The 16498-nt window shown below is 70.1% G+C and carries 14 protein-coding genes and 1 pseudogene; 4 read left to right on the plus strand and 11 right to left on the minus strand.

Features of this window, described 5'->3' with window-relative positions; genetic code table 11:
* Positions 1-186 precede the first annotated feature (186 nt).
* The 8 genes and pseudogenes from ACWGI8_RS22490 to ACWGI8_RS22525 all read right to left on the minus strand — a co-directional run bounded on the left by ACWGI8_RS22490 (position 187) and on the right by ACWGI8_RS22525 (position 9626).
* On the minus strand, positions 187-1239 hold the full coding sequence (locus tag ACWGI8_RS22490; RefSeq protein WP_453663354.1) for a lactonase family protein: 1053 nt from the start codon (positions 1237-1239) through the stop codon (positions 187-189).
* A 58-nt stretch (positions 1240-1297) separates the two neighbouring features.
* Complete coding sequence (locus ACWGI8_RS22495; RefSeq protein WP_453663356.1) at positions 1298-2581, minus strand: nitric oxide synthase oxygenase; 1284 nt, start codon at positions 2579-2581, stop codon at positions 1298-1300.
* 274 nt (positions 2582-2855) lie between these two features.
* A pseudogene (locus tag ACWGI8_RS22500) lies at positions 2856-3507 on the minus strand (FUSC family protein); the annotation flags it as partial.
* 67 nt (positions 3508-3574) lie between these two features.
* Positions 3575-5074 (minus strand): FUSC family protein, encoded by a 1500-nt coding sequence (locus tag ACWGI8_RS22505; RefSeq protein WP_453663374.1) that lies wholly within the window; start codon positions 5072-5074, stop codon positions 3575-3577.
* A 564-nt stretch (positions 5075-5638) separates the two neighbouring features.
* Positions 5639-7117, minus strand: coding sequence for an FGGY-family carbohydrate kinase (locus tag ACWGI8_RS22510; RefSeq protein ID WP_453663358.1), 1479 nt, complete (start codon positions 7115-7117; stop codon positions 5639-5641).
* On the minus strand, positions 7114-8160 hold the full coding sequence (locus tag ACWGI8_RS22515) for a 2-hydroxyacid dehydrogenase (protein ID WP_453663359.1): 1047 nt from the start codon (positions 8158-8160) through the stop codon (positions 7114-7116). Before ACWGI8_RS22515 ends, ACWGI8_RS22510 begins: the two co-directional genes overlap by 4 nt.
* 51 nt (positions 8161-8211) lie before the next feature.
* Entirely contained in the window at positions 8212-8715 is a 504-nt protein-coding gene (locus ACWGI8_RS22520) for an ATP-binding protein (protein ID WP_453663360.1), read from the minus strand.
* 233 nt (positions 8716-8948) lie between these two features.
* A complete protein-coding gene (locus ACWGI8_RS22525) occupies positions 8949-9626 on the minus strand; it encodes a hypothetical protein (RefSeq protein WP_453663361.1) in 678 nt (225 codons plus the stop codon).
* A 501-nt stretch (positions 9627-10127) separates the two neighbouring features.
* On the opposite strand from ACWGI8_RS22525, the gene ACWGI8_RS22530 reads away from it, so the two are divergent.
* The 4 genes from ACWGI8_RS22530 to ACWGI8_RS22545 all read left to right on the plus strand — a co-directional run bounded on the left by ACWGI8_RS22530 (position 10128) and on the right by ACWGI8_RS22545 (position 14454).
* On the plus strand, positions 10128-10934 hold the full coding sequence (locus ACWGI8_RS22530) for a DeoR/GlpR family DNA-binding transcription regulator (protein WP_453663363.1): 807 nt from the start codon (positions 10128-10130) through the stop codon (positions 10932-10934).
* Between the two features lie 279 nt (positions 10935-11213).
* Positions 11214-12584 carry an ABC transporter substrate-binding protein gene (locus ACWGI8_RS22535; RefSeq protein WP_453663365.1) on the plus strand — a complete coding sequence of 457 codons (1371 nt, stop codon included), beginning with the start codon at positions 11214-11216 and terminating at the stop codon, positions 12582-12584.
* Between the two features lie 38 nt (positions 12585-12622).
* Positions 12623-13567 carry a carbohydrate ABC transporter permease gene (locus ACWGI8_RS22540; protein ID WP_453663367.1) on the plus strand — a complete coding sequence of 315 codons (945 nt, stop codon included), beginning with the start codon at positions 12623-12625 and terminating at the stop codon, positions 13565-13567.
* Positions 13567-14454 carry a carbohydrate ABC transporter permease gene (locus tag ACWGI8_RS22545; RefSeq protein WP_453663369.1) on the plus strand — a complete coding sequence of 296 codons (888 nt, stop codon included), beginning with the start codon at positions 13567-13569 and terminating at the stop codon, positions 14452-14454. Before ACWGI8_RS22540 ends, ACWGI8_RS22545 begins: the two co-directional genes overlap by 1 nt.
* Positions 14455-14536: 82 nt before the next feature.
* On the opposite strand, the gene ACWGI8_RS22550 is transcribed toward ACWGI8_RS22545, so the two are convergent.
* The 3 genes from ACWGI8_RS22550 to ACWGI8_RS22560 all read right to left on the minus strand — a co-directional run.
* Positions 14537-15274: an HAD family hydrolase gene (locus tag ACWGI8_RS22550; RefSeq protein WP_453663370.1), complete on the minus strand. Its 738-nt coding sequence runs from the start codon at positions 15272-15274 to the stop codon at positions 14537-14539.
* A complete protein-coding gene (locus tag ACWGI8_RS22555) occupies positions 15271-16086 on the minus strand; it encodes a DeoR/GlpR family DNA-binding transcription regulator (protein ID WP_453663371.1) in 816 nt (271 codons plus the stop codon). Before ACWGI8_RS22555 ends, ACWGI8_RS22550 begins: the two co-directional genes overlap by 4 nt.
* Before the next feature lie 82 nt (positions 16087-16168).
* On the minus strand, positions 16169-16498 hold a 330-nt coding region (locus tag ACWGI8_RS22560; RefSeq protein ID WP_453663372.1), incomplete at its 5' end, for a zinc-binding dehydrogenase.

The following is a 16498-nucleotide window of genomic DNA, read 5'->3' on the forward strand; positions in this document are numbered from 1 at the left end:
GAGCTCGTGCGTTCCGAGCTCGTGCGTTCCGAGCTCGTACGTTCCGAGCTCGTGCGTTCCGAGCTCGTGCGTTCCGAGCTCGTACGTTCCGAGCTCGTGCGTTCCGAGCTCGTGCGTTCCGAGCTCGTGCGTTCCGAGCTCGTGGGCGCCGCGCGCGACGAGGCGTGCGCGACGAGGCGTGCGCGATCAGTCGAAGACGACGCAGGACGCCGCCGGGGCCTCGATCGAGCCCGCCCTGCGCGGCACCCCGGTCTTCTCGTCGATGTCGAACCAGGTGACGTCCCCGGAGCGCTCGTTCGCGGCGTACAGACGGGTTCCCGTGGGGTCGAGGGCGAGGTCGCGTGGCCAGTGGCCGCCGCATGGCACGGTGGTGACCAGCCCGGCGCTCGCACCGCTCGCGTCGAGCGCGAGCACCGCGAGGGAGTCATGACCTCGGTTGGCGACCCACAGGAACCGGCCGTCGTGGGCCACCGCCACCGCCGAGGCGAAGCTCGGGTCCTCGAACCCGCCGGGCAGCACCGCGGTCTCGCCGAGCGGCTCGAGCGTGCCCGTGTCCGGGTCCCAGCGGCAGACGGTCAGTGTCGGCTCCAGTTCGCCCAGGACATACGCATGGCCTCCGGCGGGGTGGAAGGCGAGATGGCGCGGTCCTGTGCCGGGCCGCAGCGCGGTCTCACCACGCAGGGTCAGCTCCCTTGTGCCGGGGTCGAGTTCACAGACGCGCACCGAGTCGGTGCCGAGGTCGACGCTGAGGATCCAGCGTCCGGTGGGGTCGGGGAGCACCTGGTGGGCGTGGGGGCCGCGCTGCCGCTCCGGGTGCGGGCCCCGGCCCTCGTGCCGCAGGACACGGGTGGCGGCCCCCGGCGCTCCGCCGGGGCTGACAGGGAGCGCGCTGACGCTGCCCGAGGTGTAGTTGGCGGTGAGCAGATGGCCTGCGGCGAGGGCGAGATGGGTGGGGCCCGCCCCGCGCACCGGCACGGGCGCGCCGATGAGCCGGGGCGGCCCCTCGCCCGCGATGTCGAAGGCCGCGACGGCCCCCTCCGCGGTCTCGGAGACCGCGTAGAGGACCGGCCCGCTCTCCGCGACGCCGAGCGCGAGATACGACGGATCGGCGACGGCGTCCGTCGCGGCGGTCTCCGTCAGGGCCCCGGTGTCACCGTCCACGGCGGCCGTGATGATCCCGCGCCCGCCCGCCGACGTGAACGATCCGATGAATGCCCGTCCGGCGCTCGTGCCGCCCACTGCGCTCCTCCTCCGCCGTCGACCTGTTCGCTGCCCGGCCGACGGTAGCAGGTGCGGTCTAGACCAACCCCGAGTCCTCGCCACGGGCCCGTGCCAGCGCCTCCGGATGGTGCACAAAGGCCGGCTTCAACTCCGCGGTGTCGTACGTACGGTGGAAGACCGGTGTGGCGGAGCCGGAGATCGGCGGCACGATCCAGGACCAGTCGGCACCCACCCGGCGTCCCTTGCTCTCCTCCTGGTCGAGATGGGCGAGGAAGCGGCGCGACTCGGTGTGGTGGTCGGTGACGGTCACTCCGGCGCGGTCGAAGGAGTGCAGGACGGCCCGGTTGAGTTCGACGAGCGCCCGGTCCTTCCAGAGGGTGCGGTCGGTGGAGGTGTCGAGGCCGAGCCGTTCGGCGACGACCGGCAGCAGGTCGTAGCGGTCGGTGTCGGCGAGATTGCGGGCGCCGATCTCGGTGCCCATGTACCAGCCGTTGAAGGGGGCCGCCGGATAGCAGATCCCGCCTATCTCCAGGCACATGTTGGCGATGGCGGGTACGGCGTGCCAGCGCAGGCCGAGGGCGGCGTTCCAGTCGTCCTCGGGGTGGTTCACGGCGACTTCGAGCACGGCGTCGTCCGGCAGCGTGAACCAGCGGGGTTTGTCGTCGCTGCCCTGGATCACCAGCGGCAACAGGTCGAAGTGCGTGCCCGGGCCCCCGGGCCACCCCAGGCGCGCGGCGTACGACGTGAGTCCGGTGTTGCGTGGATCGCCGGTGCGTCCGCCGCGCCCGTCGGCGTAACCCGCGTACCGCACCAGTTGTTCGTTCCAGATGCGGGGGCCGGGGCGGTCCGGTGCGTCGGGCGCGAAGACCGTGATGACGGGTCTGATCCGACCGCCGTTGGTCGCTTCGCGCAGATGGGCGGCGGCCTCGACGGCGATGGTGTCGGCGTCGCGGACGTCGCGGCGGTCCCGGACGCGCAGCGAGCGCCAGTAGAGCCTGCCGATGCAGCGGTTGCTGTTGCGCCAGGCGACGCGTGCCCCGTGGGCGAGTTCGGCGGCGGTGTGCCGGTAGGTGCCCGTCGCGTCGATCTCGGCGTGCACGGCGGCTATCCGGGGGCCCGGATCGCCCGCCCCGGCCCCCTCCTGGTGGTACAGCCGCAGGAACTCCTCGGCCTCCAGCCGCAGTCGGGCCGTGTCGCCCGGCGCGGAGCGGAGCGGGGGGTGACCCGGCGGCTCCTGGTGGCCCACCGGGCATCGCGCGGGCGGATCGGGCAGCTCCGCCCGGGCCTGCTGATCGCCGGCAGGCTCGGCACGTGACGGACGGTTCTTTTGTGCGGCGGCTCTTCGACGGTACTTCCGCATGATGCGCACCCCGGGTGGTGAAGGGGACGGTGGATGCCGAGCGGACTACCCCGAACGGGGACTGGTCCACCCTGTAAGTGCCAAGTGCACGTGCCTGGTTGACCGTGACACGACCCACCGTGCCACATCCGTCACGCTGCGGTCAGCCGCATGCGGGGGCCTCGCCGGGTTGCTGTACGAGCGGGCACGGGTTGCTGTACGAGCCGACCCGGATTGCCGTACGAGCGGGCCCGGATTGCCGTACAAGCGGGCTCGTACGTGCCGACGAGCGTCCTCAGGCGGAGACGAGCGGGGCACGCGGAGAAGTCCGCAGCGGTGTGGCGAGGTCCGAGAGCGCCCTCTCAAGGCCGTGCAGATGCGTGAGCGCGGCCTCGGCGCCCGGATGGTGCCGCGGAGCCGGCACGGCGGCGTCCGAGCGCGCCCGGGCCGGTTCGGCGTCCGGCGGACTCCAGCGCGTGCACCGCGGCCTCGACGCGCCAGCAGGCGGCGGCGAGGCGCGCGTCGTGCGAGGCGTACGGGTCAGCGGCGACGGCGGCCAGTCCGCGCACCTCGCGGGCGCAGTCGTCGAGCAGCACGAGCACCTGCCGGGCACGTGCCTTGCGGGCGCGCAGCGGGCTCAGCGGGTGTACGAGCGGCGCGAGCGACATCCGTACCCGGGCGAGGAGCAGTTCCAGCTCGGCGGCGTGCGGCGCCGGGTCGGCGCCGGCGTCCCCGGCCAGCCGGCGCATCGCGACCGTGGTGCACTCGCGCACGCAGCGCACGGCGCGGCGGATCCAGGCGTTGGTCGCGGCGTGGGTGGTGACGGGGAGGACGAGCGCGACCCCGAGCACGGCACCGAGGGCCCCCACCGCCGTCTCCTCGAAGCGGAGCAGCAGCAGCAGCAGCAGCAGCCCAGGGTGGAGGACGCCGAGCAGTCCGTACACGAGCGACTTTGAGCGCCTGCCCGTCGGAGAGCGTCGCACCTGAGTCGAGTGGGCACCCTTTCCCCGCGGTTCAGGAACCGACCAATGGGGAGCGCGGAGAGGTCCCAAGCGGCATCGCCAGTGCCGACAGGGCCTTCTCCAGGCCGTGCAGATGGACGAGGGCTGACTCGGTTTCCGACTGATGGGGCGTCTCGCGGGTGGCGGTCGTCACCCGACTGCTCCGCATCTCGCCGACGGTGAGGGCCTCCACGGCGGCCTCGACCCGCCAGCAGGCAGCGGCCAGACGGGCGTCATGCGACGCGGTCGGATCGGCGGCAACGGAGACCAGACCCCGCACCTCGCAGGCACAGTCGTCGAGCAGTTCGATGACGTGACGGGCGCGCGCCTTCCGAGCACGGAACGGGCTCAATGGGTGCACCAGCGGGGCGACTGACATCCGTACCCGGCCGAGCAGCAGCTCCAACTCGGCGGCGTGCGGGGCCGGGTCGGCCTCGGGGTCGCCTGCGAGGCGAGCCGCCGCCTCGGCCGTGGCGGCGTGCACGCAGTGCAGTGCCCGCTGGATCCAGGCATCGTTCGTGGCGTGCGTGGTGACCGGCAGCACGAGAACCACGGCCAGCGCGGCACACACCGCGCCCACACCTGTCTCTGCGAGACGGAGCACGAGCAGGCTGGGGTCCAGCACGCCCAGCAGACCGTAGAGCAGGCCGGCCATGACCGTCACCGCCAGCATCATCCAGGAATACGAGACGGCGGCGGTGTAGAAGATCCCGAAGACACAGACGGCGACCAGTCCGGCCGTCGGCGCGGGCGCGCCGTTCAGTGGGATGGCGACCAGCAGACCGACGGCTATACCGATCAACGTGCCGAGGACACGGCGGAAACCGCGGACCAGGGTCTCGCCGCGGGAGGCCGTGTTGACGAAAATCCACCAGGCGGTGCCGACGGCCCAGTACCAGCGGTCTTCGGAGAGCACCTGCCCGACGGAAAGCGCGAGCGCGCAGGCAGCAGTGGCCTGGAAGGCTTGCCGGGTGGTGGGCCGCGCCAGGCCGGTGCCGGGCAGGGCCGGCGGGGCTGCGGTGGGCAGGGTACGGCGCTCGATGGGCCAGAGCACGAAGCGCACGGCTCCGGCCGCGAGGAGGGCCAGGCCCACGGCGGCGTACAGCTCGGGCAGCTGGGCGGGGACGGCGTGCAGGAACTGCGTGATGAAGAAGTTCATGAACGCGAAGATCCCGAGCGCGTGGCCGCGCGGGCCCCATCGGCGAGCGTAGACCCCGCAGAAGACGACGGCCAGGAACGCGGCGTCGCGGGCCAGGGTGATGCCGTGCAAGGTGGTGGCGAGCGCCAGCAGCGGGAATCCGGCGCTGGGCAGCAGGGCCGTGGTGATCCGCTGGTCACGGACGGTCGCGTCGGTGACGGTGAAGAGGGCGAGCAGTGCCGCGAGCCCCCCGGTGATCGACGCGGTGAGCGAGAGCCCGCACAGCTCGGATACGGCGACGGCTACGGCTACACCGATGACGGCACGGGTCGAGTTCCGCAGTCGCAGGCGCCCCGGGTCCGGAGCAACGAACATCCTCTTCACGGCGGTCGGCCGCCCCCCTTGCAGTGGTACGCGCCGCACCCGCGGCAGTCCGGGGTGGTGGACGGCAAGCAGACACGACGAAGGCACCGCGGTCCGGATCCGGCCTCGTCGCCGTCCGGCGCTACGCGGCGCCGCAAGTACATGGATAGGACAAAGATAACCACCCCTGGGCCCGCCGGCTCAACTGTCGTGCCGTCGGCTGTACCAATGGCACAGCTGATCAGCCTCGATGTCGACTGATGGGAGGCCAACGGATGCGGCCCAGGGCCCGGGGACTACCGGAGGTCACGTCCGCTGGAGTGGTGTGTCGACGGCCACTCGGTGATCTCGTTTTGAGGCTATGCGGTGAGTTCGGTGGGCAGGCTGGTCTCGCGGGTTTCCGACTCGATCGGGTGGAGGCGGGCCTTGGCGAGCAATTCGCGGCCCATGTTTTGGTTTCACTTACAGCTCCTGTCTGCGGCCTGCTCAGAGGCGCGGCGCCATGTCGCAGCCCTATGGGGCGCGTGTTTCTGCCCCGTACCTGACCGCCTCACCCCCGGATCGCACGGGCGAACCTCAAGGGCAGAGCCGTGAGGAGAGACCGGCCAGCGGCTCCAGCGCGTCCTGATACAGCGCGTACAGCGCGTCGAGGGCTGCTGCCCGCTGCGGATCGGGCTGGTGCGTGCGGATGACACGCACCGTTGCGGCGGTCGAGGTGATGTCGGGGTACAGGCCGACCGTCAGTCCGGCGAGCAGCGCCGCTCCTCGGGCACCGCACTCGGCGGCTTCGGTGATCTCGATCGTGGTCCGCAGCGCGTCTGCGCACATCTGTGACCACACCGGGCTGCGGGCACCCCCGCCTCCGAGGCGGGCGGTGGGGGGAAGGCTGAACCCTTCGCCGAGCGCGTCGAGGTGGGTGCGGTGGTTGAGCGTCATTCCTTCGAAGACGGCGCGCAATAGGTGGGCCCGGGTGTGCCAGCCCCGCACGCCCACGAACGCACCGCTGTGCTGATCCCCGTGGGGCGATCCGAACAGGAACGGCAGGAAGAGGACCTGCGAGGGGCCGTCCATGACGGTGGCGGCCTCTGCGGTGGCCTGCTGGAAGTCCATGTCACGGGCGATCTGCCGGATGAACCACTCCAGGTTGGTCGCCGACGCCGGAGAGGTGGACATGTTCATCGTGCGGCCCGGCCGCAGATGGGCGCGGACCTGCCACCGCGGATCGGCGTGGATGCTCGTGCTGACGATCTGATTGATGCTGAAGGTGCCGGCGATGAGCGACAGTGCTCCGTCGGCGATGGCTCCCATCCCGACGGCGCAGGCGTGCACGTCGTGGGCGCCCGCGCAGACGGGGGTGCCGGATGGCAGGCCGGTCAGGCCGGTGGCCTGCGGTGAGACGTATCCGGCAATGCTGCCGCTGGCCGCGATGGGCGGCAGCTTCTCGCGGCATCCCGACAGCCTGAACAGGTCCAGGACCTCGTCGGAATACCGCTGGGTGCGCACGTCGGTGAAAGACGCGCTGGCGTCGGTGGGGTCGGTGGTGGCCTGGCCGGTCAGGCACGCGGTCAGCCAGTCCTTGCAGAACAGCAGCCATCGGGAGCGTTCCAGCACGGCGGGCTCCTGCTCGCCGAACCAGGTCAGCAGAGCGGAGGGCGATGCCGCGAAGGGAACCTGGCCGGTACTCTCCAGGGACTGCTGCCACAGCGGTGACGCCCTCCAGCGGGAAACGATGCTGTGGGCGCGGGTGTCCAGGGCAGTGACAGCGGGCCGCACGGGTACAAGGTCCTGGTCGACCGGGTACAGCCCGTCGCCGTGTCCGCAGATCCCGACTGCGGCAATGTCGCCCGTCGGCACATCCGCCCGGACCAGACAGTCCCTGATGGCGTCGGCCGTCTGGCGCCACAGCCGGTGCATGTCCCGCTCCACCCAGCGCGGCCGGGGACTGGAGGTCTCGGCCGAGCGCGCAGCGCAGGCGACCTGGCGGTCGGCGGCATCGAAGAGCACCGCTTTGGTAACCGAATGCCCGGCGTCGACGCCGAGGAGGAAATCACTCACGTCCACCCCAAGGCGTGGGCGTTGACGGCGCCGCGGCAGCGACCGGATGCGTGCAGTTCCGCCACGGCCTCGGCGACCAGACGGGCCGAAGTGGCGTTGGTGGTGAGCGTGTCGCCGCCGTAGTGGGGGGTGAGGGTGACATTGTCCAGGGTCCGCCAGGGGCTGTCGGCCGGAAGGGGCTCCTGGTCGTACACGTCGAGAGCCGCCCCGGCGATGCGGCCCGCCGCGAGCGCGTCGTACAGGTCCTCGGTGTTCACCAGGCGGGAGCGGGAGGTGTTGACGAAGTACGCCGACGGCTTCATCAGCGAGAAGTGGCGGGCATTAATAAAGCGCTCGGTTTCAGCCGTGAGCCGGGCGGTGACCTGGACGAAGTCGGACTCGCGGAAAACCGTGTCCAGATCGGTCCGTTCGGCGTGATGGCGGTGGAGTGCTTCCTCGTCGGCGTAGGGGTCGGCGACCAGGAGGCGGCATCCGAAGCCGTGGAGCCGCCAGGCCAGCTCGTGGCCGACGTGCCCGAAGCCGACGAATCCGACCGTCGATCCGCCCACCTCGGTGCCCTGCCGGGGAAACGACTTGCGCCAGTCGCCGTTCTTGATGGACCGGTCGGCCCTGGCGATGCTGCGGCACTCGTTCAGCATCAGTCCCAGGGCGAGTTCGGCGACGGCGGAGGCGTTACGGCCGCTGACCCGCACGACGGCGATGCCCAGCCTGGACGCGGCGTCGACGTCCACGTTCTCGGTACCGGACCGGGCCAGGACAACAGCCTTGAGGTCCCGGCCGGCCTGGAGGACCGCCGAGGGCACCGGGGCGAAGTGCGCGGCGAGGACTTCCGCGTCGCCCACCGCCTGGACGATCTCGGTCGGCGCAGGTACCGCATCCGGGCCGTTCCACTCCATCCGCTGCTGGGCCTTGTGTTGGGCCGCCTTGTCCCCGGCCCAGTCCACGCTGCGCACCGAGACGGCGTCGGCGACGGGCGAGGCGGCCAACACCCGGACGTAGACCTCGGCGGGGATGAAGTTGTCACCGATGACGAGTAGGCGCACCTGTACCACTCCTTGGAACTGGTGGGGAAGGGACCCGCCAGGGCTGCCTGATCAGGCGGCTCGCGTCTGGGCGGCCGCGACGGGCAGGCTGGCCAGGACCCAGGTCCCGCGGTCGTCTTGGTGCATGTCGAGAGCGGAGAGTGCCCGAACGATGTCGAGGCCGCGACCGTGCTCGTCCGGATCGTCGTCTGCAGTCGACTCACGCGGGGGAGCGGGATCTCCGTGATCGATCACCACGATATACAGCGTGTTCGGATCGAGGATCAGACACAGCGACATCTCGCTCCGACCGTGCCTGGCCGCGTTGGCGGCGAGTTCTCCCACGATCAGGACGGCTGCGTCCCGTGCCTCATCGGACAGGCACCAGCAGGTGAGCAGACCGGAAGCCACGTCACGGAAGCAGCCGACCAGTGCCTCATGCGCCGGCAGGGTGAGCTGGGCATCGGGTGAGCGGTATGGGACGAGGGGCCTCAGCGCATCGCTGGGTGCGGCGTCGGTCCACGGCGCGGCGGGCCGGGGGCCGGGAAGGGGCGCGGTACTGAGGGTGAGGGACATGGTCGAGCCACTTTCAGCTTTGAGCGGGACTCACCGACCCCGGCGTGTGGCCTTGTGACCAGGCCGCGCCATGCAGGAGGCGGGGAGTGCGGTACAACGCCGTTGCATCTCCTGTCTACGCCTCCGCAAACCAATTTACAATAGTTATTCCCCAAAAATCTCAGTTAATACCTTAAAAGATCTTGCTAGATCCCATAACACTGAGCCGCCGACGAGTGGCCTGCCGGCGTCACTCACTCTGCGCCAGACGGGTCCAGACCGGCCCGCGTCGAGCAGAGGGCATCGACGTGCCGGCGGTGGTTGAGTACGACGCCTTCCGGCAGGGCCCTCAACAGGTGGCCGCGGCCGTGCCGGCCGCGCATGCCGAGGAATGTCCCGGAGGCGGGCCGCTGGTGGGGGGAAACCGTGGACGAACGGTGGGACAGCACCTCCGATCGTCCGCCCAGGTGTGCTCCGACCTCCCGGGCGATCGCGTCGTACACGCCCTCCCCGGGTTCTGCGGGCACGCCCACGACCCACAGAAACCACTCGAGATTCACCACCGACACGGGTGAGGTGGACATGATCATCCATTGCCCGGGGCGGACGAAGCTGCGGACCTGCCAGCGAGGATCGGTGACCGGGCGGGCGATGTCGCGTGCTTCCGCGAGCATCAGCCCCAGAGCGAGCTCGGCGACGGCTGTGGCATTGCGGCCGAACGCCGGCACGACGGCCACGCCCCGGGCGGTTGCGGCAGCGACATCGACGTTCTCCAGTCCGGCGCGTGCCACGCAGACGGCCCGCAGCTCCGGGGCAGCCTGCAGCACCGCGGAAGGAACCGGGGCGAAGTGCACGGCCAGCACCTCGGCCTCACCCACCGAATCCACGATCTCGTCGGGCACCGGCACCGCCTCCGGCCCGTGAAGCTCCATGGTCTGCTGCGCCGCGTGCTGTTCGGCTTTGGTCCCGGACCAGTCCAGCCTGCGGACCGGCCCGTACTGCGGACCCCAGACCTCTGTCAGGGCGTCGACGTACGCGGCAGGGATGCAGCGATCACCGACGATCAGGACGCGGCAGTCTCCTCGCGCGTCGAATTCGGTTGCCTCGCCGGAACGACTGCGACATGCCGTGTTCCTTCTCTGCAGCCATCATCTGGTTACCCGCGGGGCCGAGTTGGTCGCCCCCGGCTGCAGCCGTGCCAGGGCCCCGACCCACCCCGGCACGCCTTCGCCCGGGTGATCATGGCCCTCCGGGACGATCGTCCCACGTCCCCGGCCGGTGCGCTCGGCGTTCGGGGCCCGGCCCGCTCACCCACCGGCCGGACCGGCCGATCAGCCCCGTCCGTCACGCCCCGTGGCGGGGCCGTGTGGGAGACTTCCGGACAGAGGAGGCTGCCACCAGCAACGCCGGAACGCACCATCAAGGGAGGTCATGTGCCGGCCAAGGCGCGGTCATCGCAGGCCGCCGTCGAACGGCGGCGCCAGGCCATCCTGCGCTATGTGGCCGATCACGGCGAGACCCGCATCGACGACCTGGCGGACCGCTTCGACGTCAGCCTGATGACGATGCACCGCGACCTGGACGACCTGGCCGACCGCCACCTCCTCCGCAAGAAGCGGGGCCGCGCCGCCGCCTTCCCCACCCTGACCATGGAGACCGCCACCCGGTTCCGCGAACCGTTGAACGTCCCGGCCAAGAGGGCCATCTGCGCCGCGGCCGCCTCGCGAATCCACCCGGGCGCGACCGTGGTGATGGACGACTCGACCACCTTGTACCCGCTGGCCGCGTTCATGACGGAGATCGAGCAGATCACGGTCATGACCAACTCCGTCAGACTCGCCCAGCTCTTCGCAGAGGCCGAGGGCGTGGAGGTCACCTTGTTGGGCGGCCGCTACCGCGGCGAATTCAATTCCTGCGTCGGCCCCGAGGTCACCCGTGCCCTGTCCAGGATCCACGCCGACCTGGCCCTGATGTCCACCACCGCCGTCCTGGAGGGGCGACTCTTCCATCCGATGCGCGAGTTCGCGGATATCAAGGAAACAATGGTCGCCTGCTCCGAGCGTGCGCTCCTGCTGGCCGACCATTCGAAATTCGGCAAAACCGCCACATGCGCCTTCGGCGACATCAGCTCCTACCAAGCGGTCCTCACCGACGACGCGACACCGGCAAGCGAACTCGCGGCCATCCGTCGGCTCGGGGTGCCGGTGGAGGTCATCAGCCCCGCCGACGCCCCGGTCTGACCAACGCATCGTCTCGGCGGCCGGGCCCCGGGGCGGCGGGACGCCGAATGCCGGGCGCTTTCCTCCGCACCAGTTCTGCGATCTCGTCCCCGCGTCATGAAGAGAATCCATCGACTGATGGCATGTTTAGTCTCTTCTGCGAAGATTGCCCTCTAGCGACGCAAACCGCTCCGGCGCTGCCCGGCCCCGCGGCCTCAGGCTCCCGTCATGGGTGTGCGCCCTTCATGTCCATCCGTCCCGATGCGGGCCGACGGCAGCACACTCAGGAGAGACGAGGGAATGCGTATCCGACACGTCAGGAGACCTACCGTGGCGGCGGCCGCGTCGATCACCGCGGGACTGCTGCTGGCGACCGCCTGCGCGGGCGCCAGGGGCATCGGCGGGGCCTCCTCGGCAGAAACCACGATCACCGTCGCGATCGTCGCCAACCCGCAGATGCAGGACTTGAAGAAGCTCACCCCGTACTTCGAGCGCACACATCCGGACATCGACGTCACCTACGTCACGCTGCCGGAGAACCAGGCGCGGCAGAAGATCACCGAGTCCGTCGCCACCGGCAGTGACGAGTTCGACGTGGTGATGATCAGCAATTACGAGACGCCGATGTGGGCGAAGAACGGCTGGCTGGTCGACTTGCAGCCCTATGTGAACCGCACGGCGGACTACGACCCGGGCGACCTCATCGGCCCGGTCCGGACGGCCCTCTCCCACCGCGGTGACCTCTACTCGGTGCCCTTCTACGGCGAGTCGTCCTTCCTGATGTACCGCAAGGACCTGTTCGCCGCCCATGACCTGCGGATGCCGGCGCACCCCACCTGGAGCCAGGTCGCCGAGCTGGCCCGCACCCTCCACGATCCGGAGCACCACGTCGCCGGTATCTGCCTGCGTGGCCTTCCCGGCTGGGGTCAGAACCTCGCACCGCTGAACACCGTGATCAACACCTTCGGCGGCCGGTGGTACGACCCGAAGTGGAACGCCCAGCTCACCTCACCGACGGTGGAGAAAGCGGTCTCGTTCTACGTCGACCTCGTCCGCCGCGTCGGCGAGCCGGGCGCCGCCGGCGCCGGATACACCGAGTGCGCCACGACCATGGCACAGGGCAACGCCGCCATGTGGTACGACGCGACCGTGGGCGCCGGCACTCTGGAGGACCCCACGGACAGCAAGGTGGTCGGCAAGATCGGCTACGCGCCCGCGCCGGTGGAGCGGACGGCCTCTTCCGGCTGGCTGTACTCCTGGTCGCTGGGTATCCCGAAGACCAGTCCGGACAAGGACTCCGCTTGGCAGTTCATGTCCTGGGCCACCTCCAAGCCGTACATCAGGCTGGTCGGCGAGAAGCTCGGCTGGGCTCGTGTTCCGCCGGGCAGCCGCGCCTCGACGTACGAGATCCCGCAGTACCGGAAGGCCGCCGCGGCGTTCGCCGGGCCGACCCTGGAGGCGATCACAAGCGCCGACCCCACGCGCCCCACGGTGCGCCCGGTTCCCTACACCGGCATCCAGTTCCTGGGCATCCCCGAGTTCCAGGACCTCGGCACCCGGGTGAGCCAGCAGATCACCGCGGCCATCGCCGGGCAACAGTCGGTGTCCGCTGCGCTCGCGCAGTCACAGCAGTACGCGCAGACCGTCGGCCGGTCCTACCAGCAGGGCTGACGGCCCACCAACCACGCCACCACGGAGGGGAAGCGTCGATGACGACCCGCACCCCGCACCCGACGGGCCCGCCGCTGCCGGGAGCGCGACCTCCGGCGTCCTCACGGCGTGAGACCTGGCAGCGACGGCTGCCGCTGGCACCGGCACTGCTCTTCGTGATCGCCGTAACCCAGATCCCGTTCGCCTTCACGGTGATCTTGTCGTTCCAGTCCTGGAATCTGGTCCGGCCGCACTCCCGGCGCTGGGTGGGCCTGGCCAACTACGCCAACGTCTTCACCGACGAAGCCTTCCAGGAGGCGCTGGTCACCGAAATCAAGATGACCACCCTTGCCGTCGCGGTCTCGATGGTGCTGGGGGTCGGAATCGCCGTTCTGCTGAACCGCGCGTTCCCCGGTCGCGGCATCGCCCGCACCCTGCTGATCGCCCCATTCCTGATCATGCCGACGGTCGCGGGCCTGATGTGGAAGACGACGCTGCTCGACCCGGCTTACGGCGTCGTCAACCACGTGTTGCGGTGGTTCGGCATCGGGCCGGTCGACTTCGTCAGCCAGTTCCCGCTGACCTCGGTCGTCACAGTGCTGGTCTGGCAGTGGACACCGTTCATGATGCTGATCGTGCTGGCGGGGCTGCAGAGTCAGTCCGACGAGCTGCTCGAGTCCGCGCGTCTCGACGGTGCCGGGCCGGGGAAGACATTCCGCTGGATCACCCTCCCGCATCTGCGACCCTACATCGAACTGGGTGTCCTGCTGGGCGCGATCCATCTCGTCAACATCTTCGACATCATCTTCATGATGACCCAGGGCGGTCCCGGAACGGCCACCACCAACCTCCCCTTCTACCTCTATCAACGGGCGTTCCTGGGCTTCGACATCGGTCAGGCGTCCGCAAGCGGCGTCGTCACCGTCGCGGGAACGATCCTCGTCGCCGTCGTCGCACTGCGCATGCTGTTCACCGTCTTCGCCACCGCCGGAAGGAGGGAGTGATGACCCCCCGCACCCCGACCGCTCCCGACCCGGCCGCGTCGCCTCGCCCTGCTCGCCCTGCGTCCCGGCCGGTGCGCCGGGTGCTCGGCCAGGTCTCCTGGACCATGGGCGCCTGGCTGACCGCCCTGGTGTTCTTCTTCCCGGTGCTGTGGATGGCGCTCACGGCCTTCAAGCAGGAAGTCGACGCCTACACCACCACGCCGGACATCGTCTTCTCTCCCACGCTGGCCCAGTTCCGGGCGGTGTTCGCCAGCGGGATCGGCCCGTATCTGGCCAACTCGGCGCTGGCGACGGCGCTCTCCACACTTCTGGTGCTGGTGCTGGGCGTCCCGGCGGCCTACGCACTGTCCATCAGGTCCGTCCGCAGGTGGCGCGACGCGCTGTTCTTCTTCATCTCCACCAGGATGCTGCCGGTCGTCGTGGCGATCATCCCGATCTACCTGGCGGTGCGCGACCTGGGAGCGCTGGACACCGTGGGCGCGCTGATCGTGCTCTACACGGCGATGAACCTGCCCATCGCCGTCTGGATGCTGCGGTCGTTCTTCCTCGAGGTTCCGCGCGAGATCCTGGAGGCCGCGCGCATCGACGGGGCGACGCGGCGTCAGGAGATCACCCTGATCCTGCTCCCGATGGCCGCTCCCGGCATCGCGGCCACCGCGCTCTTCTGCGTCATCTTCTCGTGGAACGAGTTCTTCTTCGCGCTGAACCTGACGTCGGTGCGGGCCGCGACGATGCCGGTGTTCCTGGTGGGCTTCATCACCAGCGAGGGCCTGTTCTGGGCGAAGCTCGCCGCCGCCGCCACGCTGGCCTGCCTGCCGGTGCTGCTGGCCGGCTGGGTCGCGCAGAAGCAACTGATCCGCGGCCTGTCGATGGGCGCACTCAAGTGACCTCGTGCTGCGTAAGCCTGCATGGGATCTGCAACCGCCTCCTCCCCTGAGCGGCCTGGCGGACAGGCCCCGCGCCGCCACGTCAGGTGACGAGCCGGAGGACGTCGGCCAGGCCGCGGTCGCCGGTGCGCTGTTCGGCCGGGAGGACAAAGGCGCGCAGGCCGCAGGCGGTGGCACCGCCGTCGCGGACCGGATTGTCGCCGACCATGAGCGTCGCGCGGGGCTCGACGCCGAGGTCCGCGCACGCCTTGAGGAACAGGTGGGGGTCGGGCTTCTCGCGGCCCGTCTCGTACGAGATGACGCATCCGTCGATCAGGGTGTCCAGCCCGTGGTGGGCGAGGTGGACCCGCAGGTCCCAGGCGAAGTCGCTCACGATGCCGACGCGCAGTCCGCGGTCGCGCAGTGCGCGCAGGGTGGGCTCGGTGTCCGGATAGGGGATCCAGGCGTCCGGCGCGGTGAGTTCCCGGTAGGCCTCCTCCTCCACGCCTCGTAGGAAGTCGACGTGCTCCCACCATCCCCGGATGGCGAGGCGGTGTCGTTCGGGGGAGAGGTCCCGGCCTTCCTGGAGAGCAGCGACGGTGGGCAGCCGGAATGCCTCGCGCAGTTGCCGGGAGATCTCGGCGACGGCGCCGTCCTCGTTCAGCGGGGCGAGGCGGCCGGTGGCTTCGCCGATCCGGCGCAGCCATGTCTCCAGGTCGATCATCTGGAAGATCGTGTTGCTGAAGTCGAACAGTACGGCTTCGACCCGCGATACGGGAGCGTCCATCTCGGCGGCGGTGAGGCGGTAGGTGCTGGGGGTTTCGAACAGGGTGTGGATCACGGGGAGGGCTCTTCGGGTTCGACGGTCTCGACGGTCTCGACGGGGACTCCGAGGTCGCGTATGGCCGCGAGTTCCGCGTCGGGGGTGGCGGTGTCGGTGATGACGGCGTGGTAGTCGGCCACGGTGCCGTAGGCATACGTGGCGGTCTTGCCGAACTTCGAGTGGTCCGCCAGGAGCAGCGACTGTTCGGCAGAGGCGAGCATGGCCAGCTTCACCTCGACGTAGTCGTTCAAGGGGTGGAAGAGCCGGCCTTCCAGGACGGCGGTGGCGGACATCAGGGCCAGGTCGGCCCGGATCTGGGACAGGGCGCGGGTGACGGTGGGGCCGGTGCAGGAGTTGAAGTCGCCGCGGTAGTGGCCACCCAGCAACGTGACGTTCACGCCGGGCGCCGACCCGAGGTGCTGCGCGAGGCCTACGGAGTTGGTGACGACGTGCAGCTGATCCAGCTCGGCCAGCGCGGGGACCAGGGGGAACAGGGTGGTGGAGTCGTCCATGAGCACCGTGCTGCCCGGCCTGATCCGGTCGGCGACGGCCGTGCACAGCGCGTTCTTGGCCGCGAGGGCGCTGTTCTCCCGGAAGCGGGTGGCCGTCTCCATGGTGAGGGCGGGGAAGGCGACGGCCCGCCCGCGCTCCTTGCGCAGCAGATGGCGCCCGGCGAGGTCGTCCAGGTCCCGGTGCATCGTCATCAGACTGACGTCGAAGTGCCGGGCGAGGTCGTCGATGCGGGTCTCGCCGTGCTCGGCGACATACCGCAGCACAGCCTGCCGTCGCTCCTCAACGGCAGCCTGCGACAGTCGCGTTCGGGCGGTCACGGCGCTCCTCCTTCCAGGTCGTTCCGGTCTCGCAGTTTCCCACACGGGCCGATGGATGCCGGGGTCCGTCCTGCTCCCGGACCTACGGACCGTCCACCGTGACCAGCACCTTGACCTGCTCGGGGTCGACGGATGCGGCGAAAGCCTTGGCGGCGTCCTCCAGCGGATAGGTGGCGGTGACGATCTCGGCGGTGTCGACGGCGCCCGAGGTGATCAGGGACATCGCGGTGCGGTAGTCCTCGCCGGTGTACATCAGGGTGCCCTCGATGCGGATCTCCCGGTCCTGGACCAGGTCGAGGCGGACGGGGGTGGTTCCGGCGGCTCCGACGCCGACGACGATGATCGTGCCGCCCTTGGTGACCAGGTCGGTGGCCTGGGCCATGGACTGCTCGCGCGCGACGCAGTCGAAGAC

The organism is Streptomyces sp. NPDC054841 (genome assembly GCF_053611045.1).

Excerpts from the sequence above, each read along its gene's own strand:
- ACWGI8_RS22525 (WP_453663361.1), bottom strand. The coding sequence starts at position 9,626 with ATGGAGCTTCACGGGCCGGAGGCGGTGCCGGTGCCCGACGAGATCGTG.
- ACWGI8_RS22505 (WP_453663374.1), bottom strand. The coding sequence starts at position 5,074 with ATGTTCGTTGCTCCGGACCCGGGGCGCCTGCGACTGCGGAACTCGACC.
- ACWGI8_RS22545 (WP_453663369.1), top strand. The coding sequence starts at position 13,567 with ATGACCCCCCGCACCCCGACCGCTCCCGACCCGGCCGCGTCGCCTCGC.
- ACWGI8_RS22535 (WP_453663365.1), top strand. The coding sequence starts at position 11,214 with ATGCGTATCCGACACGTCAGGAGACCTACCGTGGCGGCGGCCGCGTCG.
- ACWGI8_RS22520 (WP_453663360.1), bottom strand. The coding sequence starts at position 8,715 with ATGTCCCTCACCCTCAGTACCGCGCCCCTTCCCGGCCCCCGGCCCGCC.
- ACWGI8_RS22495 (WP_453663356.1), bottom strand. The coding sequence starts at position 2,581 with ATGCGGAAGTACCGTCGAAGAGCCGCCGCACAAAAGAACCGTCCGTCA.
- ACWGI8_RS22540 (WP_453663367.1), top strand. The coding sequence starts at position 12,623 with ATGACGACCCGCACCCCGCACCCGACGGGCCCGCCGCTGCCGGGAGCG.